The organism is Planomonospora alba (genome assembly GCF_039534085.1).
Lineage (GTDB): Bacteria > Actinomycetota > Actinomycetes > Streptosporangiales > Streptosporangiaceae > Planomonospora_B > Planomonospora_B alba.
Genome location: NZ_BAAAUT010000030.1, coordinates 38,537 through 56,635, shown reverse-complemented (window position 1 = coordinate 56,635; position 18,099 = coordinate 38,537). Strand labels below are relative to the sequence as shown.

Genomic DNA, 18,099 nt, shown 5'->3' with positions numbered 1-18,099 from the left:
CCCCGGCCCCGGAACAGAACAAGCCTCCGCCGGTAGGCCAGACTGGAGGGCATGGTCGCGCTCCCCCAGGACCTGCCCGGTTCCCCCGAGTACGCCTCCAGGCTCCGCTACGCCTGGCGCGTCTGCTCGGTCACCAGTCTCGGGCTGGTGCTGATCGGCGTCTCCGGAAGCACCCTGAACGTCGCCCTGCCCGAGGTGGTCCGGCACTTCCGCGCCGACGCCTTCGCCTCCGGCTGGATCCTGCTCTCCTTCATGCTGGTCAACACCGCGACGCTGGTGTTCTTCGGCCGGGTGGCCGACCTGCTCGGCCGCCGGGAGGTCTACCTGACCGGCTTCGCGCTGTTCACCGCCGCCTCGCTGCTGGCGGGGCTCGCCCCGGACGTGTGGTTCCTGATCGCGATGCGGGTGGTCCAGGCGGTCGGCGCGGCGATGATCCTTGCCAACGGGACCGTGATCATCACCGACGCCTTCCCGCCGGACCGGCTCAGCCAGGGCATGGGCGTCTACATCGGCACGCTCTCGGTCGCCCAGCTCGCCGGCCCCACCGTGGGCGGGCTGATCGCCGAGACCGCCGGCTGGCAGTGGATCTTCTGGGTGAACGTGCCCGCCGGGCTGGTCGCCTTCGCCTGGGGGGCGCTCACCCTGCGCAGGGTCGGGCGGGGCCCCCGCGAGCCGGTGGACGCGCTGGGCAACCTGCTCGTCTTCGCGCTGCTGTCGGCCGCGCTGATCGCGCTCTCCGAGGCGGGCTCGCGCGGTCCGGGCAGCCCGGTCGTGATCGCCGGCGCGGCGGTCGCCGCGCTCCTGGTCCCGGTGCTCGTCCTCGTCGAGCGCCGCGCCTCCCACCCGGTGCTCGACGTGCGCCTGTTCGGCCGGCGGGTGCTGGCCTTCGCCAACCTGGCCTCGTTCTGCAACGCGCTGGCCCGCTCGGCGCTGATCCTGCTGGTCGCCCTCTACTTCCAGGCGGCCCGGGGCGTGGACGCCGTCACCGCCGCGCTGGGCGTGCTCCCGGTCCCGGCCGGCATGGCGCTGGCCTCCCCGGTCACCGGCGCCCTGGGCCGCCGGGTCTCCCCCTACGCCCTGTCCGTCGGCGGCTGCCTGCTCAGCGCCTCCGGCCTGGGGGTCCTGCTGCTCAACACCGCCCCCGCCACGCCGTACTGGGTGATCGGGATCGGGCTGTTCCTGTGCGGGTGCGGGAGCGGGACCTTCCTCACCGGGAACACCACCCAGGTCATGCAGGCCCTGCCGGCCGGCGGCCTCGGCGTGGTGAACGGCTTCCGTCTGATGATCATGAATGTGGGGATCGTGCTCAGCGTCGCCGTCACGCTGAGCGTGCTGACCGGCGCGGTCGATCCGCACCTGCGCGGCCAGATCTACGCGGGCACGCTCTCCCGCATGTCGCCGGTCGCCGTCGAGCAGCTCATGGCGGGCTTCCGGCAGACGTACGGCGTGCTGTTCGCCGTCGCGCTGACCGGCGCCCTGCTGGCCGCTCTGGCCCGGGAGCCCCGGCGCGGCCCCGCCGCCCGGTGAGGGCGGCCCGCCGTACCCGACCGGACCGGGCCCGCGGATGTCGGGTGCGGCCGGGTCCGTCCCGCCTAGCGTGAGTGCTCGCAAGGGAAGGAGGCCGGGGTGCTGGAGCGGCTGAACCGGGCCATCGACTACATCGAGGACCACCTCGGCGGGGAGATCGACATGGCCGAGCCGGCGCGGATCGCCGCCACGTCGGAGTACCACTTCCGGCGGCTGTTCTCCGCGCTGGCGGGCCTGCCGCTGTCGGAGTACGTCCGCCGCAGGCGGCTCACCCTGGCGGGCGCCGAGGTGCTCGCCGGGCAGGAGACGCTGCTCGACATCGCGGTGCGGTACGGCTACGGCTCGGGCGAGGCGTTCGCCCGGGCGTTCCGCGCCGTGCACGGCGTCGGGCCCGGCGAGGCCAGACGGACCGGCGCCGCGCTGTACTCCCAGCCCCGGATGTCCTTCCGCCTCGTCGTCGAAGGGAGCAGCGGCATGCGGTACAGGATCGTGGAGAAGGACGCCTTCCGGCTCGTGGGCAGGAAGGCCCGCGTCCCCCTCGTCCACGAGGGGATGAACCCGGCGATCGCCGAGTTCACCCGGGGCATCGGCAAGGAGGGTCTGGACCGCATCGCGGCGCTGTCGGACCAGGCGCCGCAGGGCCTCGTCAACGCGGCCGACGCCCTCACCGACCGGCGGGAGGAGGGCAGCGAGCTCGACTACTACTGCGCCGCGGTGACGGGCGCCGACGCCCCCGAGGGCATGGACGTGCTGGAGGTCCCGGCGGGCGCCTGGGCGGTCTTCGAGGCCTCCGGCGCGTTCCCGCAGGCGGTGCAGTACCTGTGGCGGGACGTGTTCACCCAGTGGTTCCCCTCCAACCCGTACCGGAGCCGGCCGGGCCCGGAGATCTCCCGCACGGTGGTCTCCCCGGACGGCACGGAGGCGGAGGCCGAGCTCTGGATCCCCGTGGAGCGGGAGACCGCCTGAACGGGCCCGGCGCCCCGCCGTACCGGCTCCCGGATGCCGGTACGGCGGGGCGCGCCGGGATCAGGAACCGATCTTCTTGCCCCGGCTGTGCCAGGCCACCGCGACCGACGGGCGGGGCTGGCTGTCGCCGCCGTCCGGCCAGTGGCTGGCGGGGGACTCCGGAGAGGCGCCGTCGACCTCACCGGGGTGCTGCACCGCGACGAAGACGCTGCGCTGGTCCTCGGTGATCATCGGGCCGCAGGTCTCCGCGCCGAGCGGCACGGTGAGGAACTGGCGCAGGTGGCCGCGCTCGCGCCCGGCGACCGGCATGACGAACAGGCCGTCGTTGGAGCCGAGCGCGTTGCCGTCCGTGGAGATCCACAGGTTGCCGTCGCGGTCGAAGGCCAGGTTGTCCGGGCAGGAGATCGGCGAGACCTTGCTCTTGTCGAATCCGGCGAAGTAGGTCGAGGCGTCGGCCGGGTCGCCGCAGACCAGCGGGAGCGACCAGGCGAAGGTCGTGGCCCCGGCGTCGTTGCGGCGCTCGACGATCTCCAGCACGTGGCCGTGCTTGTTGTAGGCGCGCGGGTTGGCCTCGTCCGCCTGGGCCGGGGCCCGGTTGGAGTTGTTGGTCAGCGCCACGTAGACGGCGCCGGTGACGGGGTTGCGCTCGACGTCCTCGGGCCGGTCCATCCTGGTCGCGCCGACCTTGTCGGCGGCCAGCCGGGTGAAGACCAGGACCTCGGCGGCGGTCATGCCCGGCACGTGGGAGACGTTCCCGGTGACCAGCGGGATCCACTCGCCCGAGCCGTCGAAGCCGCCGTCGGCGGGGAGCTTGCCGGAGCCGTCGATCTCGGCGGCCGGGCTGTCACCGGTGAACTTCGCCACGTACAGCGTGCCCTCGTCCAGCAGGGTGCGGTTGTGGCGGTCGAAGCCGGGGATGTAGCGCTTCTTCGAGACGAACTTGTAGACGTACTCGAAGCGGGAGTCGTCGCCCATGTAGGCCACGACCCGGCCGTCCTTGGCCAGGGTGGTGGTGGCGGCCTCGTGCGCGAAGCGGCCCAGCGCGGTGCGCTTGACCGGGGTGGAGTCGGGGTCGAACGGGTCGATCTCCACGATCCAGCCGAAGCGGTTGGCCTCGTGCGGGTGCTTGGACAGGTCGAAGCGCTCCTCGACCCGGTCGAAGCGGCGTCCGCCCGGCGTGGTCGAGGCGGTGTCGATGCCGTACCGCTTGAGGGCGGCCTTCTGGTCCTCCGGCGCGCCGCTGCCCAGCACGAAGTACTGGTTGAAGTTCTCCTCGGCGGTCAGCACGGTGCCCCACGGGGTGGTGCCGCCCGCGCAGTTGTTCAGCATGCCGAGGACGGTGGTGCCCTCCGGGTCGGCGGCGGTCTTCAGCAGGTCGCTGCCGGCGGCCGGGCCGGTGAACCGCATCGGGGTCTGCGCGGTGATGCGGCGGTTGTAGCGGCGGCGGCCCCGGGTGACCAGCGTCCACCGGCCGGTGCCGCGCACCCGCTCGACCTCGACCACCGAGCCGCCGTGCGCGGCCAGGGCGATCTTGATCTGCTCCTCGGTCGCGGCGTTCCCGCCGGTGTAGCCGCGGAACATCAGCGCCTCGTCGGTGTACTCGTGGTTCACCCAGAGCAGGCCGCGGTCGCGGCCCATCGGGAAGAACGTCACGAAGTCGCAGTTGTAGCCGAACTGCTTGGCCTGCGCCTCGGCGGTCTGGTTCTCGTAGTCGAACTCCGGGGCGCCGGGCAGGACCGGGTCGCCCCAGCGCACGACGACGGCCGACTCGTAGCCCTCGGGGACGACGATGCGGTCCTCCCTGTTCGGCGCGACGGCCGCGAAGCGCAGCGCGCCCCGGCCGTGCTCGTGCCCGCGGCCGAAGCCCTGCGCCTCCACCCCGGGGTCGGCGGCGGCGGGCACGGCACCCGCCACGCCGGCCACCCCCGCCCCGACGGCCACGGCGCCGAGCGCCCCCGCCCGGAGCACGCCGCGGCGGGACAGGACCGAGGTGACCACGTCGCCGAAGTACGCGTTGTCGCTGGTGTTGGGGACGTCGTGCGCGCACGCGTTGCCGCAGCGGAACTCGCAGGTCAGCGCGCTGCGCCCGCTCTTGTGCGGGCTCGTGAGCAGCGGGAGCGTTCGGCGCGGCGAGGGGTTCGCCACAGTGGCCTCCAAAGGGTGCACAGATGTTTCCGAGCCGGGACGCTAGGCGGACCGGCCGAACCGGAGGTGAACGACGTTTGCCCGGGTGATGAACCGTTCGTCATCGATGGGCGGATTCTCCGGCCGCCTCCCCTCCCCTGGGTGTCCCCTGCGGCGGGCATGATGGGGGCGTGCCACCTCACAAACCCGATCCCGCCAAGGTCCGCGCCGCGCTGGACGAGCAGCTGACCGCCCTCGACGAGCCGCCCTACGACGGCCCGGACGGCCTCGACGCCCTGCTGGGAGCGTGTGTCGCGGTCGTCCTACGGGCCTACGGACGGGGGCTCCGGCCGGAGCGGGACGCCGCCCGCCTGGCCGTACGGCACCTGCTGGACCGGCTGGCCGCGGCGGCCCCGGGCCGGACCGTGGAGGTGCGGGTGCCCCCGTACGCGGCGGTGCAGTGCGTGGCGGGCCCCCGGCACACCCGGGGCACCCCGCCGAACGTGGTGGAGACGGACGCGCGGACGTGGCTGGAGCTGGCCACCGGGCGGCTGGCGTGGACCGAGGCGGTGGCGGACGGGCGCGTCGCGGCGAGCGGGGCCCGCGCCGACCTGGCGGAGCACCTCCCGGTCGTCTGAGGTCGCGCGGGCGGGCCCGGCACGGGACACGGCCGGAGCCCTGGGGCCGCGGGCGCGTCGCCGGTCAGGGCACCTCGACCCGGATGCCGAACCGCTCCTCCAGGCAGCGCTCCTGGAGCCCGGGCGGCAGGTCCATGCAGGCGCTCGCACGGCTGAAGAACCAGACGACGGATGCCGCGGCGATGACCAGGGCGAGGGCGCTCAGGGCGATGCCCACCCAGGCGCGGCGGCGGTTGGCGTCCTTGGCCACCGCGATGAAGCCCACGATCAGACCGGCGATCGCCGTCAGCACGCCCAGCCCGCAGGCGACGAGCAGCAGGACGCTGGCGATGCCGAGCACGAGCGCGGCGGTGCCGAGCCCGCCGCCCCGCCCGGTCGCGGGCCGCATGCCCGGAGGCACCGGATACTGCGCCGGGCCTCCGGGATATGTCGGACCGCCCGGCCACGGCGCCGCCTGCGGCGGGCCCTGCGGGGCGGGGTAGGCGCCGCCCGGGGGCGGCGCGGAGGAGGAGCCGCCCGGAGGCGGCGCCTGATATGCGAATCCGCCGGACGGCGGAGTAACGGGGGCGTGGGGCGGGGGCTGCGCGGCGGAGGGCGGGGACGGCTGCCGGCCGCCCGGCCCGGACGGGCCGCCCTCCTGCCCCGCGGGACCCCCGGCTCCGGTCCGTCCCACAGGCTCACCACCATAGGGCCGCGCCCCGGCGGTCGGCTCACCGGGCGGGCCCGCGGCCCCCGCGGCGGGCCCGCCGTACGGCCCGCCGGGACCGGGCGGCTCCTCCGGCGCGGCCGGCCCGCCCACCGGGGACTCCCCCGCGGCGGGCCCGCCGGGCGGGGACGGGACGGGACCGGTACCCGGCGGGGGCGTCGGCGGCTCGTACCGCGAGGGGCCGGAGACGGCCGAGGCACCCGGCTGGATCACCGGTCCCTCGCCGAGGGGCCGCTCGGCGGCGCTCTCCCAGCCCGGATAGGGAGGCGGCGCCGCCTCCGGCTCCGGGCCCCGGTCTCCCGGGTCCATCCGGAACGGCTCGGGCACCTCCGGCGCGTCCGGCACGTCCGGGTGCGGCGGCCTCGGCTCCCCCGGCGGGCTGGGCTCCTCGGGCGGGGCGGGCTCACCCGGCGTCCCCGGCACCTCCGGCGCGTCCGGCACGTCCGGGTGCGGCGGCCTCGGCTCCCCCGGCGGGCCGTACCCGCCGGGGGCGTCCGGCGTCCCCGGCACACCCGGCATCGGCGCGGTGGAGACCTCCGGAGGCTCCGGGAACTCCGGGAACTCCGGGAACTCCGGGACCTGCGAGGGCTCCCGGGCGTCCGGAGGCCCCGGCTCCTCCCGCTCGGGCCGCCGGCCCTCCGGCTCCCGCCGCGGCTCAGGCTGATCTGGGTCCACAGGTGTTGTCACGTCCGCTCTCCCGACGATCTCCCGACGTGTAGACATGCCGGAGATCCCACTTTCCCCCGGTCGCCGCGGATATCACCGACCGGCTCGGCAAATCGGGAGCGATCGTTCGGTCAGGGTGTGGCAAGCCGGAGAGCCGGACCCGGGGTACGAGCAATCGGGAGCCCGACCTACACTGAGCCATGTGCTGAAGGGCGACGGCCAGCTGAGCCATGACCTTGACCCCCGTGACCGACCCCCGAAGGACGCCTGCGGCGTCTTCGGCGTATGGGCCCCCGGGGAGGAGGTCTCCAAACTCACCTACTACGGGCTGTACGCGTTGCAACACCGCGGCCAGGAGTCGGCCGGCATCGCGGTCAGCGAGGGCAGCCGCATCCTCGTCTACAAGGACATGGGCCTGGTGGCCCAGGTCTTCGACGAGTCGGTGCTGGGCACCCTCCGCGGTCATCTGGCCATCGGCCACTGCCGCTACTCGACCACCGGGTCGAGCGTCTGGGAGAACGCCCAGCCGACGCTGAGCTCCGCCGACGGCGGCGGGCTCGCGCTCGCCCACAACGGCAACCTGATCAACACCCCCGAGCTGGCCCGGCGGCTCGCCCCGGGCACCGTCCGCGCGACCACCGACACCGAGGTGCTGACCGCGCTGCTGGCCCAGGACCGCGGCCAGCCCGTCGAGGACGCCGCCGCCGATCTCCTCCCGCAGGTCAAGGGCGCCTACTCGCTCGTCTTCATGGACGAGCGGACGCTGTACGCCGCCCGCGACCCGCAGGGCATCCGCCCGCTGGTCCTCGGCCGGCTGGAGCGCGGCTGGGCGGTCGCCTCCGAGACCGCCGCCCTGGACATCGTGGGCGCCACCTTCGTCCGCGAGATCGAGCCGGGCGAGCTCATCACCATCGACGAGCGCGGCGTGCGGTCCCGCAGGTTCGCGCTGGCCGAGCCCAAGGGCTGCCTGTTCGAGTACGTCTACCTCGCCCGTCCCGACACCACCATCGCCGGGCGCGGCGTGCAGAGCACCCGCGTCGAGGTCGGCCGCACGCTGGCCCGCGAGCACCCGGTCGAGGCCGACCTGGTCATCCCCACGCCCGAGTCCGGCACCCCCGCCGCCGTCGGCTACGCCGAGGAGAGCGGGATCCCGTACGGCCAGGGCCTGGTGAAGAACTCCTACGTCGGCCGGACCTTCATCCAGCCGTCCCAGACGATCCGCCAGCTCGGCATCCGACTCAAGCTGAACCCGCTGAAGGAGGTCGTCGCCGGCAAGCGCCTGGTCGTCGTGGACGACTCGATCGTGCGCGGCAACACCCAGCGGGCGATCGTCAAGATGCTGCGGGAGGCGGGCGCGCGCGAGGTCCACGTCCGGATCTCCTCGCCGCCGGTCGCCTGGCCGTGCTTCTACGGCATCGACTTCGCGACGAGGGCCGAGCTGATCGCCGGCTCGCTCAGCGTGGAGGAGATCCGCGACTCCCTCGGCGCCGACTCCCTCGGCTACATCTCGCTGGAGGGCCTGACCGCGGCGACCACGATCCCCGCCGAGCGGCTCTGCCGCGCCTGCTTCACCGGCGAGTACCCGATCGCCGTCGACCACGACAACGTGGGCAAGTACGTCCTGGAGGCCAAGGCGTGAGCGAGCGGGCCGACAGGCACAGCACCGAGGTCGTACGACCGACGGAGGAGGCCGTATGACCAGCTACGCAGCCGCCGGAGTGGACATCGACGCGGGTGAGCGCGCCGTCGAGCTGATGAAGGCGAAGGTCGCGCGGGCGCGCCGGCCGGAGGTGGTCGACGACGCCAGCGGCTTCGCCGGGCTGTTCGACGCCTCGGCGCTGCTGACCTACAAGCGGCCGCTGCTGACCACCTCGACCGACGGGGTCGGGACCAAGGTCATGCTCGCGCAGGCGCTGGGCAAGCACGACACGATCGGCGTCGACCTGGTCGGCATGGTCGTGGACGACCTGGTGGTCTGCGGCGCCGAGCCGCTGTTCATGACCGACTACATCGCCTGCGGCAAGGTCGTCCCCGAGCGGATCGCCGAGATCGTCGGCGGGGTCGCCGAGGGCTGCCGCCTGGCCGGCACCGCGCTGGTCGGCGGCGAGACCGCCGAGCACCCGGGCGCCATGGGCGCCGACGAGTACGACCTGGCGGGCGCGGCCACCGGAGTGGTCGAGGCGGACGACATGCTGGGGGCGCACCGGGTCCGCGAAGGCGACGCGGTGCTCGCGCTGGCCTCCTCCGGCGTGCACTCCAACGGCTACTCGCTGGTCCGGCACATCATCAAGACCGCCGGGCTCTCGCTGGAGCAGGAGGTCCCCGAGTTCGGCCGGACGCTGGGCGAGGAGCTGCTGGAGCCGACCCGGATCTACGCCCTCGACTGCCTGGCGCTGGCCCGCACCGTCGAGGTCCACGCCTACGCCCACATCACCGGCGGCGGCCTGGAGGGCAACCTGTCCCGCTCGCTCCCGCCGGGGCTGGACGCGGTGCTGGACCGGTCGTCGTGGACCCCGCCCGCCGTCTTCGAGGTGCTCGCCGGCCACGGCGGGGTCGCGCAGGCCGACATGGACCGCACCTTCAACCTGGGCGTGGGCATGGCGGCGATCGTCCCCGCGGACGCGGTCGGCCCGGCTCTGGCCCTGCTCGAGGAGCGGAACCTGCCCGCCTGGGTCCTCGGCGAGATCGTGCCGGGCACCGGCCGGGCGCGCTACCGCTAAGCCCCTGCGCCCGCGCCCCTTCTCCCCTCCCGCCTCGCGGGCCGGAGAGGGGGCGCGGGACGGGGACGTCACCGGACGACCGTCATCGCGCCCTCTCCACGGCGGCGGGTCCCCGACGGCTCAGCCCCCCTCCACGGCCGGAGCCGTCGGCGCTCGCCGCTGCCCGCGCGGGGGCGAGGAGTCCCGGGGAACGACCGCAGGCGCTCCGGGTTCCGGAGCGCCGGAGGAGACGGGGCGCACGGTCAGAACGCCCGGTGGCCGAAACCCACCGGGCGTTCTGCCCTCACTCAAGGTGAATACCGCCTACCGGGGGCTGGACGTGCCGCCGTCCCGGTCGTCTCCGGAGTCGAAGTCATCGGCGTAATCGGCGTACCGATCCGCGAGATCATCGTAGGAGTCGTCAGCGTCGTTCTTGTGGACGGAGTCGTTGACTCCGAGCTCGTTGCGAAGACGCTCAAGATCAGTGCCACCGCTGTTGTACTTCAGCTGGCGAGCAACCTTGACCTGCTTGGCCTTTGCTCGGCCGCGCCCCATTGGCTCGACCCCCTCGTGTGGGGTCGTGCCCGACCCCTCGTCGCTAACGCACCACGCACTGACACCACCTGACTGAGGCGTCAGTTCTCGTTCGACTACAACCGTACCTGTTTTGCGCCCGCCTCGGTACGCCGCAGGGGCATGATGGGCTAGCGACCTAGCCAAATGCCCCTAATCCGCCCGACTTCCGACATTCTGCGCTCGGCAAGCCTATCTGCTGCGACAGCCGGCGGGACGCCGTCCTCAGCCGCCGTGGTGAAAATCTTGAGGGTCGTGGCGTAGATCTTCTCCGCCTTTGCCCGCGCCCGGTCCATGTCGAACCCGCCGATCTCGTCGGCGACCTGGATCACTCCGCCGGAGTTGACGACGTAGTCGGGCGCGTACAGGATCCCGCGGTCGGCGAGCTGCTTCTCCACCCCGGGGTGGGCGAGCTGGTTGTTGGCGCCGCCGCAGACGATCGAGGCCCGCAGCCGGGCGACCGTCTGGTCGTCCAGCGCCCCGCCCAGCGCGCACGGCGCGTAGACGTCGATGTCGGCCGCGGTGAGGGCGGCCTGGTCGGCGACGACCTCGACCTGGGGGTGCCGTCCGCGCACCCGCTCGACGGCCTGCTCGCTGACGTCGCAGACCACCACCTCCGCGCCGTCCTCGACGAGGTGGTCCACCAGCCGGTGGCCCACCTTGCCCACGCCCTCGACCCCGACCCGCCGGCCGCGCAGCGAGGGCGTGCCGAAGACGTGCTCGGCGGCGGCCCGCATGCCCTGGAACACGCCGAAGGCGGTCAGGATGGATGAGTCGCCGGCGCCGCCCTGGGCGAGGGTCCGGCCCGTGACGTAGGGGGTCTCGCGCGCGATGACGTCCATGTCCTCGCTGTAGGTGCCGACGTCGCACGCGGTGAGGTAGCGCCCGCCCAGCGAGTGGACGAACCTTCCGTACGCCCGCAGCATCGCCTCGTTCTTGTCCCTGTCCGGGTCGCCGATGATGACGGCCTTGCCGCCGCCGAGGTCGAGGCCGGCCAGGGCGTTCTTGTAGGCCATCGCCCGCGAGAGGTTGAGCACGTCCGCCAGGGCGTCCTGCTCGCTGCCGTAGGGATAGAACCGGGTCCCGCCCAGGGCCGGGCCCAGGGCGGTGTTGTAGACCGCGATGATCGCGTGGAGGCCGCTGCGCTCGTCGGAGCAGAAGACGACCTGCTCGTGCCTGGCCTGGCCGCTTGCTGGGCTGCTGTCCTTGTGGGAGAGCCCGAAGACGTCCGTCACGGTGGTGACTCCCGTCGTCCGGTCCGCCGCTCCGTTGCGGCGGAGATCACCCTCAGCGTAGCCACAACCCCCCGGCGTGACGAGCCGAATCCCGCCCCTCTCACCTGCCGGGACAGTCGTTCCCCGTGCCCTCCCCCGTTCCCGCCCGCCGCCTCCCCGGTGTCCGTCGCGGCATCCCCCAGCGCCGCCCCCGCCTCCGCCGTCCCCACCGCCCCCCCGTCTCCGAAAGGCCCGCCCCCGGGCACGGCGGGGCCGGTTTTCCGCGGTGGTCACCGACCGATACCGGACAACGGCAGGTCCTTCATGGCACGATGCGAACGTGCTGCCCTATGCCGCGTACCTCCGCGTCTATGAACCTCTGACCGCGTTCAGTCCCTCCGAACAGGTCTCGTGGCGGGCCTACGCGCAGGCGCCCGACCGGCCCCGGCGGGCCGGCGCGCTCCACGCCGAGCACGGCGAGGCCGTCGCGCGCCTGGTAGGGATCCCGCCCGCCCCCGCTCCCGTCCACGAGAGTCCCGACGCCTACCTGAGGCGCGTGGACGACGTGCTCTACGTCTGCCCCTGGCAGAGCCGGCTGCGTTCCTGGCTGGCCTTCTCCCGCCTGCGGGGCACGACGCCGCGCGTCCTGATGGAGCGGTTCGTGCCGCCGTCGATCGCCGAGCAGACCGCCGACGACTTCGACCGGTTCAAGCGGCGCGCCGGCTCGGCCGCCCTGCGCACCCACATCCGCACCTCCACCTGGCACATCCCGGCGCCGTGGTTCCTGCCCTTCGACGGCGGGGAGCGCTGGCTGGCCCTCGACGGCGAGGCGGGGGCGGGGGGCACGACCACCACCCGCAACCTGATCTACGTCACCTCCATGGCGCACGCCCGCCGCCGCGTCGCCCGCGCGCTGCAGATCATCCGCAGGCGGGTGGGCGGGATCGACATCACCGAGGAGGTGGAGGACGTCGCCCGCTGGCTGGAGGAGTTCCACCCGCACTCGCTGGTGGAGCTGGACTACGGCGGCATCGTCCACCTCATGGACGACGAGGAGCTCCGCACCGACCAGTCGGTGGCCGAGCTGGCCGCCGCCCTGACGGGCCTGGACACCGGTGAGGAGGAGCTGGCCGCCGCCATGTACCGGCGGGTCATCGCCCGTTGGAGGTCAATACAACTTCTCGAATCAGCAAACTGAGTCGCATATCACCCCTCTGACCTGCATAAGTGAGGCTGTCAACGTCCGGCGATGCATCTGCGAACTGAGTAGTTTGCCGTTTTCACTGCGATACCACGAATCGTGTCGCTAGAATCACCGAGCGTGACTGCACCACATACACAAGAGAGATGAGTCGCCCTAAAGGCTCGCCAATCGCTCTGTGTGGCTGTATGGTCACATCGGGTGATGCCGCATATGGTCCTAACAGCCGCACGCAAGGGGCCATAGGGGGACATCCGTGACAAGCGTCAAGTCGCAGGATCGCTGTCGTCGGTCCACACGGAGGAGAGGCCGCACAAATGTCAGCTCGTACACCTGAGGCCGAGCCGCTGCTCACCCCAGCGGAGGTCGCAACCATGTTCCGCGTCGACCCCAAGACCGTGACCCGGTGGGCGAAGGCGGGCAAGTTGACGTCCATCCGCACCCTGGGTGGGCACCGCCGCTACCGGGAGACCGAGGTCCGCGCGCTGCTCGCGGGGATTCCGCAGCAGCGCTCCGAGTAGGACGGGGACATCGTCCGGACCCGCGGGGGATCAGACGCGCGCTCACCGGGGGGTGGGCGTGTGGACCGTACAGGCTCTGTGGGAGGCGGTGCCGCCCGCCCGGCGCCGCCCCACCTGCCGCCCGCGGCCGTCTTCACCCGCGCGGCCCCGTTCCGGCCCGGGCCCGGCTAGAGCAGCTGGTCGCGGACGAGCTCCTTGAGGATCTCGTCGACCTGGGGATCGTGGTTCGCAGCCACCCCGAGGAGCGCGACCATGTGGTCGACCAGCATGCGCTCCAGCGTGGGCCGCTCGATGTCCCGGTGCTCCAGCCAGTCGAGGCCGGCCGTCTCGACGGAGGCGATCCACGAGCGCAGCGTGATGCGGAGGGCGGGACCCGGCTCCTCGACCCGCATCTGCCGCATGATGAGGCGGAGCAACCGGTGCCTGACGCTGTCGACGATCTCACCGATCTCACCGCTGCGGTTGGCCGGACCGCCTTTGAGCAGCGCCGCGAACCCCGCCGCGTGCTCCTCGACGAAGTCGAAGTAACGCCCGAGTCCCAGGGCCAGCTCGTCCAGCGGACGGCCGTTCCCCTGGGGCTTCAGCCGCGCCTCCAGCTGCGCGGCGGCGCTCTTCAGCGCGGCGACGTAGAGCTCCTGCTTGCCGCCGAAGTAGTGGTAGACCAGCGCCCTCGACGCCCCGGCGGCCGAGGCCACGTCGTCGATGGAGACGTCCTCGGCGTCACGTCTGCTGAACAGCTCCAGCGCCGCGGCCATGAGCTCCTCGCGGCGCCGGTCCACACTGAGCCTGCGCCGCGCCGGCCGCGCTCCGCCGCTCTTCTCCTGCCTGGCCGCCCCGGATCTCGAACCCACAGTGCGCACACTACCGAAGTCGCCACCGGACGGCCCCGGCGCCGAGATCGGAACCCTGTCGCGGGAAAAGCCGTACCCCATCCGGAACTCGATCGTTTTGAGTGAGAGGGCATCCGGACACCCTCGAACAGGTGCCCACCCACCATTCCGGGGGAGAGCCATGTCAGGACCACCGGTCGACACCACCGCCGCCCGCACCCGCGAGCTCACCGCGGCCGTCCCGCCCGACGGCGGCGGACCGCGCCCACGACCCACGATCCGCAACGTGGCCGAGCGGGCCGGTGTCTCCAAATCGCTGGTCTCGCTCGTGCTGCGCGGATCACCGCACGTCAGCGAGCACCGCCGGCAGGCCGTGCTACAGGCCGCCAGGGAGCTCGGCTACCGTCCCAACGCGGTCGCACGGAGCCTGGTCGAGGGCCGCACCCACCTGGTCGGGGCGCTCGTCGCCGACCTGCACAACCCCTTCTACGCCGAGTTCCTGGACGGCCTGCAGGAGAGCCTGCACGGCGACGGGCTGCGGCTGCTCATCGGCAACAGCCAGTGGGACCCCGCCTTCGAGGACGAGGCCGTCGAGGCCTTCCTGGAGCTCCGGGTGGACGGCCTCGTCCTCCTCGGCATCCCGCCCACCAGCGAGACGCTGATCGAGGCCACCGGCTACACGCCCATGGTCGTGGTGGGCGAGCGCGACATCGAGATCGACGGCGTGGACGCCGTCGTGGACGACGACCAGCTCGGCGCCCGCCTCGCCGTCGACCACCTGGTGGGGCTCGGCCACCGCCGGATCGCCCACATCGAGGGCACCCGCTCCTGCGGCCGCTTCCGGTGCGAGGGCTACCTGGTGGCGATGCGCAGGCACGCGCTGGCGCCGTACATCATGGTGGAGCAGGGCGAGCCCACCGAGGAGGGCGGTGCGCGCGCGGCGCGGAGCCTGCTGACCCGCGACCCCCGGCCCACCGCGATCTTCGCCTCCAACGACATGGTGGCGATGGGCGTGCTCGCCGCCGCCGCCGAGCTCGGTCTGCGGGTGCCCGAGGACCTGTCCGTGGTCGGCTACGACAACACCCACCTGGCGGGCGTGCCCGCGATCTCGCTGACCACCGTCGACCAGCCCCGCCGTGCCATGGGCCGCTCCGCCGCCGCACTGCTCAGCGACCGGATCGGCAACCCCCGCAAGGCCTCCCGCCTGCGCCAGGTCACCCCGGAGCTCGTGGTACGGCGCAGCACCGGCCCCGCGCGCGGGTGAGCCGCCCGCCTGGAGGGTCACCCCACATCCAGGCGGGTGCCAAGGCTGGGCAAACCCCCGAGGCCGCCGCGAGTGCCTGGTGTTGACTCTGGCGGTGACAAGGGGGGTAACTATGCGTGATCCAGAACTGGTGTCATGCGCCCAGCGCGCCGCCTCCGAGCTGGAGCGGGCCTGGGCACAGTGGCGGACCGCCCGCGGCCGCGGCACGGATCTCGGAGCGGAGTCCGGAGCCGGCTCCGTGGCCAGCTATGTCGCCCATTCGATCGACCATCCCTGGGGGCGCCCTCGGGTGGTCCTCGGCGTGGACGCCGAGGAGGCCCAGGAGCTCGCCGCGCTCCTGCAGCGGCACCGGAGCGGCGACCACGCCTGGTGACGCGCGTCCGGCGGCGTCACGGCCGGTGACGGCGGTACGCCCGGCGCCGGCCGCGGGAACGATCAGCGGGCCGGGCCGCGTAGGTTGGGTGACCGACGGTCCACGCGAAGGGAAGAACGTGACCAGCAGAGCACTCGCGGCGGTCCTCGTCCTGTGCGGTCTGGGCGTCGCCGCCTGCGGCGGCGGTCCCGACGGCGGCACGGCGGGCCCGGCGGCCCCCGGTCCCGCCACCGGCACGGCCGGGCCGCAGGCCTCGACGCCGGCCGATCCCGCCCCGGCCACCACGCCTCCCACCGGCGGGCCCCGCACGCCCTCCGGCGGTGACGCCACCGCGACCTCCGACACCGCCGTTCCCCTGCCGGACGCCGCGGCCCGGCCGCTGCGCGGCAAGCGGGTGGTCATCGACCCGGGACACAACGGGCACAACTACCGCAACCCCTCAGCGATCAACCGGCAGGTCGACGTCCTGACCCAGAAGAAGGCCTGCGACACCACCGGGACCTCCACCGATGACGGCTACGCCGAGGCGGCCTTCACCTGGGACGTGTCCCGGCGGCTGAAGGCGATCCTGGAGTCCAGGGGCGCGACGGTGAAGCTGACCCGCACGAACAACACCGGCGTCGGCCCGTGCATCACCGAGCGGGCGAAGATCGGCAACGACTTCCGGGCGGACGCCGCCGTCTCGGTGCACGCCGACGGCGCCGGCGCCTCCGACCGCGGCTTCCACGTGATCATCCCGAAGCGCATCGGCGGGCCGGTGGACCCGGTCGTGGACGACTCCGAGAAGCTCGGCCGCGCCATCCGCAAGGCCTTCCGCAGCGGCACCGGCCTGCCGTACTCGACCTACATCGGGAGCAACGCGCTGAGCTTCCGCGACGACCTCGGCGGGCTGAACCTGTCCACGGTCCCGAAGGTCTTCATCGAGTGCGGGAACATGCGCAACGCCACGGACGCGGCGAAGTTCAAGAGCGCCGCCTTCCGGAAGCGGATCGCCACCGCGCTCGCCGACGGGCTCCAGGTCTATCTGAGCTGACGCGCTCCCGGCCGGGCCGGTGCGCTGTGCACAACATCTGGAAAGTTTCTTTACGGTTTTCGCGACGCTTTGGCATGATCTGAGCCATGAGCGACCTTCTCCCCCGCCCCGTCTCCGCCCTGCCCGGCCGGGGCTCCTTCACCCTCTCCCCGGGTGACCCGGTCAGCGGCCCCGCCGACCTGGCGGACGCCGTACGGCGGGCGCTCCCCGCCCTGGACCTGCGCCCCGCCGACCCGGCAACGGCCGCGCAGGCGGCGGTCGCCGTGGCACGGGACCCGTCGCTGGACCCGGATGCCTACCGGCTGGAGGTGACGGAGCAAGGGGTGCGGATCGTCGCGGCGCAGCCGGCGGGCGCCTTCTACGCCGGGCAGACCCTCCGGCAGCTCCTGCCCGACACGGCCTTCCGCGCCGTCCGGGCGGGCGGGCGCGTGCCGGCGGTGCTGATCGAGGACGCTCCCCGGTTCTCCTGGCGCGGCGCGCACCTGGACGTGGCCCGGCACTTCCTGCCGAAGCGGGAGGTGCTGCGGATGGTCGACCTGATGGCCGCGCACAAGCTGAACCGGCTCCACCTGCACCTGGTGGACGACCAGGGCTGGCGGATCGAGAGCCGGGCGCATCCGCGGCTGCACGAGGTGGGCTCGCACCGGGCGCGCACGGTGACCAGCCACTACCGCGAGGAGCCCGCCTACGACGGCACCCCGCACGGCGGCTACTACACGCTGGACGACCTGGCGGAGATCGCCGCCTACGCGCGGGACCGGGCCGTGACGGTGGTGCCGGAGATCGACGTGCCGGGGCACGCCTCCGCGATCCTCGCCGCCTACCCGGAGCTGGACGCGCGGGCGACCGGCGGGCGGACGCCGGAGCCGTTCGGGGTGCTGGACCGGTGGGGCATCTCTCCGGCGATCCTCTCCCCGCTCCCGCCGACCGTCGACTTCCTCACCGCCGTCTTCGACGAGCTGCTCGGCGCGCTGGGCACCGCGCCGTACGTGCACATCGGCGGGGACGAGTGCGTGCTCGACGACTGGGCCGCCTCCCCGGAGATCACCGCGTTCTGGGAGGAGCTGGGCCTGACGGGCCCCGGTGAGCTGCACGCGTGGTTCCTGCGCCGGCTCGCGGACGCGCTGGCCGAGCGAGGCAGCCGGGCGGTCGTCTGGGACGAGGCCTTCGTCAGCGGCGCGCTCCGGCCCGACACGGTCGTGATGCCCTGGCGCGGCTCCGGGGTGGCCCGGCGGGCCGCGGCAGCCGGGTACGACGTGGTGCAGACGCCGGTCTTCCCGCTCTACTTCGACTACGCGGAGGCCGCCTCGGAGGACGAGCCGCTCGCCATCGGCGAGGCGATCACGGTGGCGGACGTGGCGGGATTCGCCCCCGTGCCGCCCGGGTGGAGCGAGCAGGAGGCCGCGCACGTACTGGGGGCGCAGTTCCAGCTGTGGAGCGAGCGCCTGCCCGACGCCCGGGCGGTGGACTACCGCGCCTGGCCCCGGGGCTGCGCGCTGGCGGAGGCCGCCTGGTCGGGTCCGGCCGACCCCTCGTTCACCGCCCGGCTGGAGCGGCACCTGCGGCGGCTGGACGCGCTCGGCGTGGAGTACAGGCCGCCGGCCGGGCCGCGCCCGTGGCAGCGCGGCGGCACCGGGCCGCGCCGCCACCGCCCGGGGGTCGTCCGGGTCGACGAGACCATGCGGCACCTGGAGGAGCTGACCCACGCCGCCGACTCCACCCGGCCCAGCATGTGACGCCTGCGGCCGGGCGGGCGGCGGGTCG

Annotated in this window: 16 protein-coding genes; 11 read left to right on the top strand and 5 right to left on the bottom strand. The window is 73.5% G+C overall.

Translation table 11 applies throughout. From position 1 onward, the window contains the following. Positions 1-51 precede the first annotated feature (51 nt). Positions 52-1,527, top strand: coding sequence for an MFS transporter (locus ABD823_RS19160; protein WP_344861451.1), 1,476 nt, complete (start codon positions 52-54; stop codon positions 1,525-1,527). Between the two features lie 99 nt (positions 1,528-1,626). After that, positions 1,627-2,493, top strand: a complete 867-nt coding sequence (locus ABD823_RS19155; RefSeq protein ID WP_344861449.1) for an AraC family transcriptional regulator — start codon at positions 1,627-1,629, stop codon at positions 2,491-2,493. Between the two features lie 60 nt (positions 2,494-2,553). Here the strand turns inward: ABD823_RS19155 and ABD823_RS19150 are convergent, their stop codons facing one another. Beyond that, a complete protein-coding gene (locus ABD823_RS19150; protein WP_344861447.1) occupies positions 2,554-4,638 on the bottom strand; it encodes a PhoX family protein in 2,085 nt (694 codons plus the stop codon). 170 nt (positions 4,639-4,808) lie between these two features. Between ABD823_RS19150 and ABD823_RS19145 the strand changes: the two genes are divergently transcribed. Further along, positions 4,809-5,255: a sterol carrier family protein gene (locus ABD823_RS19145; RefSeq protein ID WP_344861446.1), complete on the top strand. Its 447-nt coding sequence runs from the start codon at positions 4,809-4,811 to the stop codon at positions 5,253-5,255. A 64-nt stretch (positions 5,256-5,319) separates the two neighbouring features. On the opposite strand, the gene ABD823_RS19140 is transcribed toward ABD823_RS19145, so the two are convergent. After that, complete coding sequence (locus ABD823_RS19140) at positions 5,320-5,643, bottom strand: hypothetical protein (RefSeq protein ID WP_344861444.1); 324 nt, start codon at positions 5,641-5,643, stop codon at positions 5,320-5,322. A 1,186-nt stretch (positions 5,644-6,829) separates the two neighbouring features. Here ABD823_RS19140 and purF point away from each other — a divergent pair. Next, positions 6,830-8,266, top strand: a complete 1,437-nt coding sequence (purF, locus tag ABD823_RS19135) for an amidophosphoribosyltransferase (protein WP_344861442.1) — start codon at positions 6,830-6,832, stop codon at positions 8,264-8,266. A 55-nt stretch (positions 8,267-8,321) separates the two neighbouring features. Next, complete coding sequence (gene purM / locus ABD823_RS19130; protein WP_344861440.1) at positions 8,322-9,347, top strand: phosphoribosylformylglycinamidine cyclo-ligase; 1,026 nt, start codon at positions 8,322-8,324, stop codon at positions 9,345-9,347. 303 nt (positions 9,348-9,650) lie between these two features. Here purM and ABD823_RS19125 read toward each other — a convergent pair whose 3' ends face one another. Both ABD823_RS19125 and ABD823_RS19120 read right to left on the bottom strand, forming a co-directional pair. Continuing rightward, positions 9,651-9,881: a DUF3073 domain-containing protein gene (locus ABD823_RS19125; RefSeq protein WP_344861438.1), complete on the bottom strand. Its 231-nt coding sequence runs from the start codon at positions 9,879-9,881 to the stop codon at positions 9,651-9,653. A gap of 149 nt (positions 9,882-10,030) precedes the next feature. Then, a complete protein-coding gene (locus ABD823_RS19120; protein WP_344861437.1) occupies positions 10,031-11,134 on the bottom strand; it encodes a Leu/Phe/Val dehydrogenase in 1,104 nt (367 codons plus the stop codon). Between the two features lie 319 nt (positions 11,135-11,453). Here ABD823_RS19120 and ABD823_RS19115 point away from each other — a divergent pair, with 319 nt between their 5' ends. Both ABD823_RS19115 and bldC read left to right on the top strand, forming a co-directional pair. Beyond that, complete coding sequence (locus ABD823_RS19115) at positions 11,454-12,311, top strand: DUF8083 family protein (protein WP_344861434.1); 858 nt, start codon at positions 11,454-11,456, stop codon at positions 12,309-12,311. Between the two features lie 320 nt (positions 12,312-12,631). Then, a complete protein-coding gene (gene bldC / locus ABD823_RS19110) occupies positions 12,632-12,835 on the top strand; it encodes a developmental transcriptional regulator BldC (protein WP_013133571.1) in 204 nt (67 codons plus the stop codon). Positions 12,836-13,002: 167 nt separating this feature from the next. Here the strand turns inward: bldC and ABD823_RS19105 are convergent, their stop codons facing one another. After that, positions 13,003-13,686, bottom strand: a complete 684-nt coding sequence (locus tag ABD823_RS19105) for a TetR/AcrR family transcriptional regulator (RefSeq protein ID WP_344861432.1) — start codon at positions 13,684-13,686, stop codon at positions 13,003-13,005. Between the two features lie 160 nt (positions 13,687-13,846). Here ABD823_RS19105 and ABD823_RS19100 point away from each other — a divergent pair, with 160 nt between their 5' ends. From ABD823_RS19100 to ABD823_RS19085, 4 genes are all read left to right on the top strand, one after another. Then, complete coding sequence (locus ABD823_RS19100) at positions 13,847-14,929, top strand: LacI family DNA-binding transcriptional regulator (RefSeq protein ID WP_344861430.1); 1,083 nt, start codon at positions 13,847-13,849, stop codon at positions 14,927-14,929. 112 nt (positions 14,930-15,041) lie between these two features. Further along, positions 15,042-15,302, top strand: a complete 261-nt coding sequence (locus ABD823_RS19095; RefSeq protein WP_344861428.1) for a hypothetical protein — start codon at positions 15,042-15,044, stop codon at positions 15,300-15,302. 118 nt (positions 15,303-15,420) lie between these two features. Next, positions 15,421-16,335 (top strand): N-acetylmuramoyl-L-alanine amidase, encoded by a 915-nt coding sequence (locus ABD823_RS19090; protein WP_344861426.1) that lies wholly within the window; start codon positions 15,421-15,423, stop codon positions 16,333-16,335. A gap of 86 nt (positions 16,336-16,421) precedes the next feature. After that, positions 16,422-18,071 (top strand): beta-N-acetylhexosaminidase, encoded by a 1,650-nt coding sequence (locus tag ABD823_RS19085; RefSeq protein ID WP_344861424.1) that lies wholly within the window; start codon positions 16,422-16,424, stop codon positions 18,069-18,071. The last annotated feature ends 28 nt before the right edge of the window (positions 18,072-18,099 follow it).

Bases quoted from the DNA above. Each gene is read 5' to 3' on its own strand.
- ABD823_RS19140 (WP_344861444.1), bottom strand. From the start codon at position 5,643: ATGCGGCCCGCGACCGGGCGGGGCGGCGGGCTCGGCACCGCCGCGCTC.
- bldC (WP_013133571.1), top strand. From the start codon at position 12,632: ATGTCAGCTCGTACACCTGAGGCCGAGCCGCTGCTCACCCCAGCGGAG.
- purM (WP_344861440.1), top strand. From the start codon at position 8,322: ATGACCAGCTACGCAGCCGCCGGAGTGGACATCGACGCGGGTGAGCGC.
- ABD823_RS19100 (WP_344861430.1), top strand. From the start codon at position 13,847: ATGTCAGGACCACCGGTCGACACCACCGCCGCCCGCACCCGCGAGCTC.
- ABD823_RS19085 (WP_344861424.1), top strand. From the start codon at position 16,422: ATGAGCGACCTTCTCCCCCGCCCCGTCTCCGCCCTGCCCGGCCGGGGC.
- ABD823_RS19160 (WP_344861451.1), top strand. From the start codon at position 52: ATGGTCGCGCTCCCCCAGGACCTGCCCGGTTCCCCCGAGTACGCCTCC.
- ABD823_RS19125 (WP_344861438.1), bottom strand. From the start codon at position 9,881: ATGGGGCGCGGCCGAGCAAAGGCCAAGCAGGTCAAGGTTGCTCGCCAG.
- ABD823_RS19095 (WP_344861428.1), top strand. From the start codon at position 15,042: ATGCGTGATCCAGAACTGGTGTCATGCGCCCAGCGCGCCGCCTCCGAG.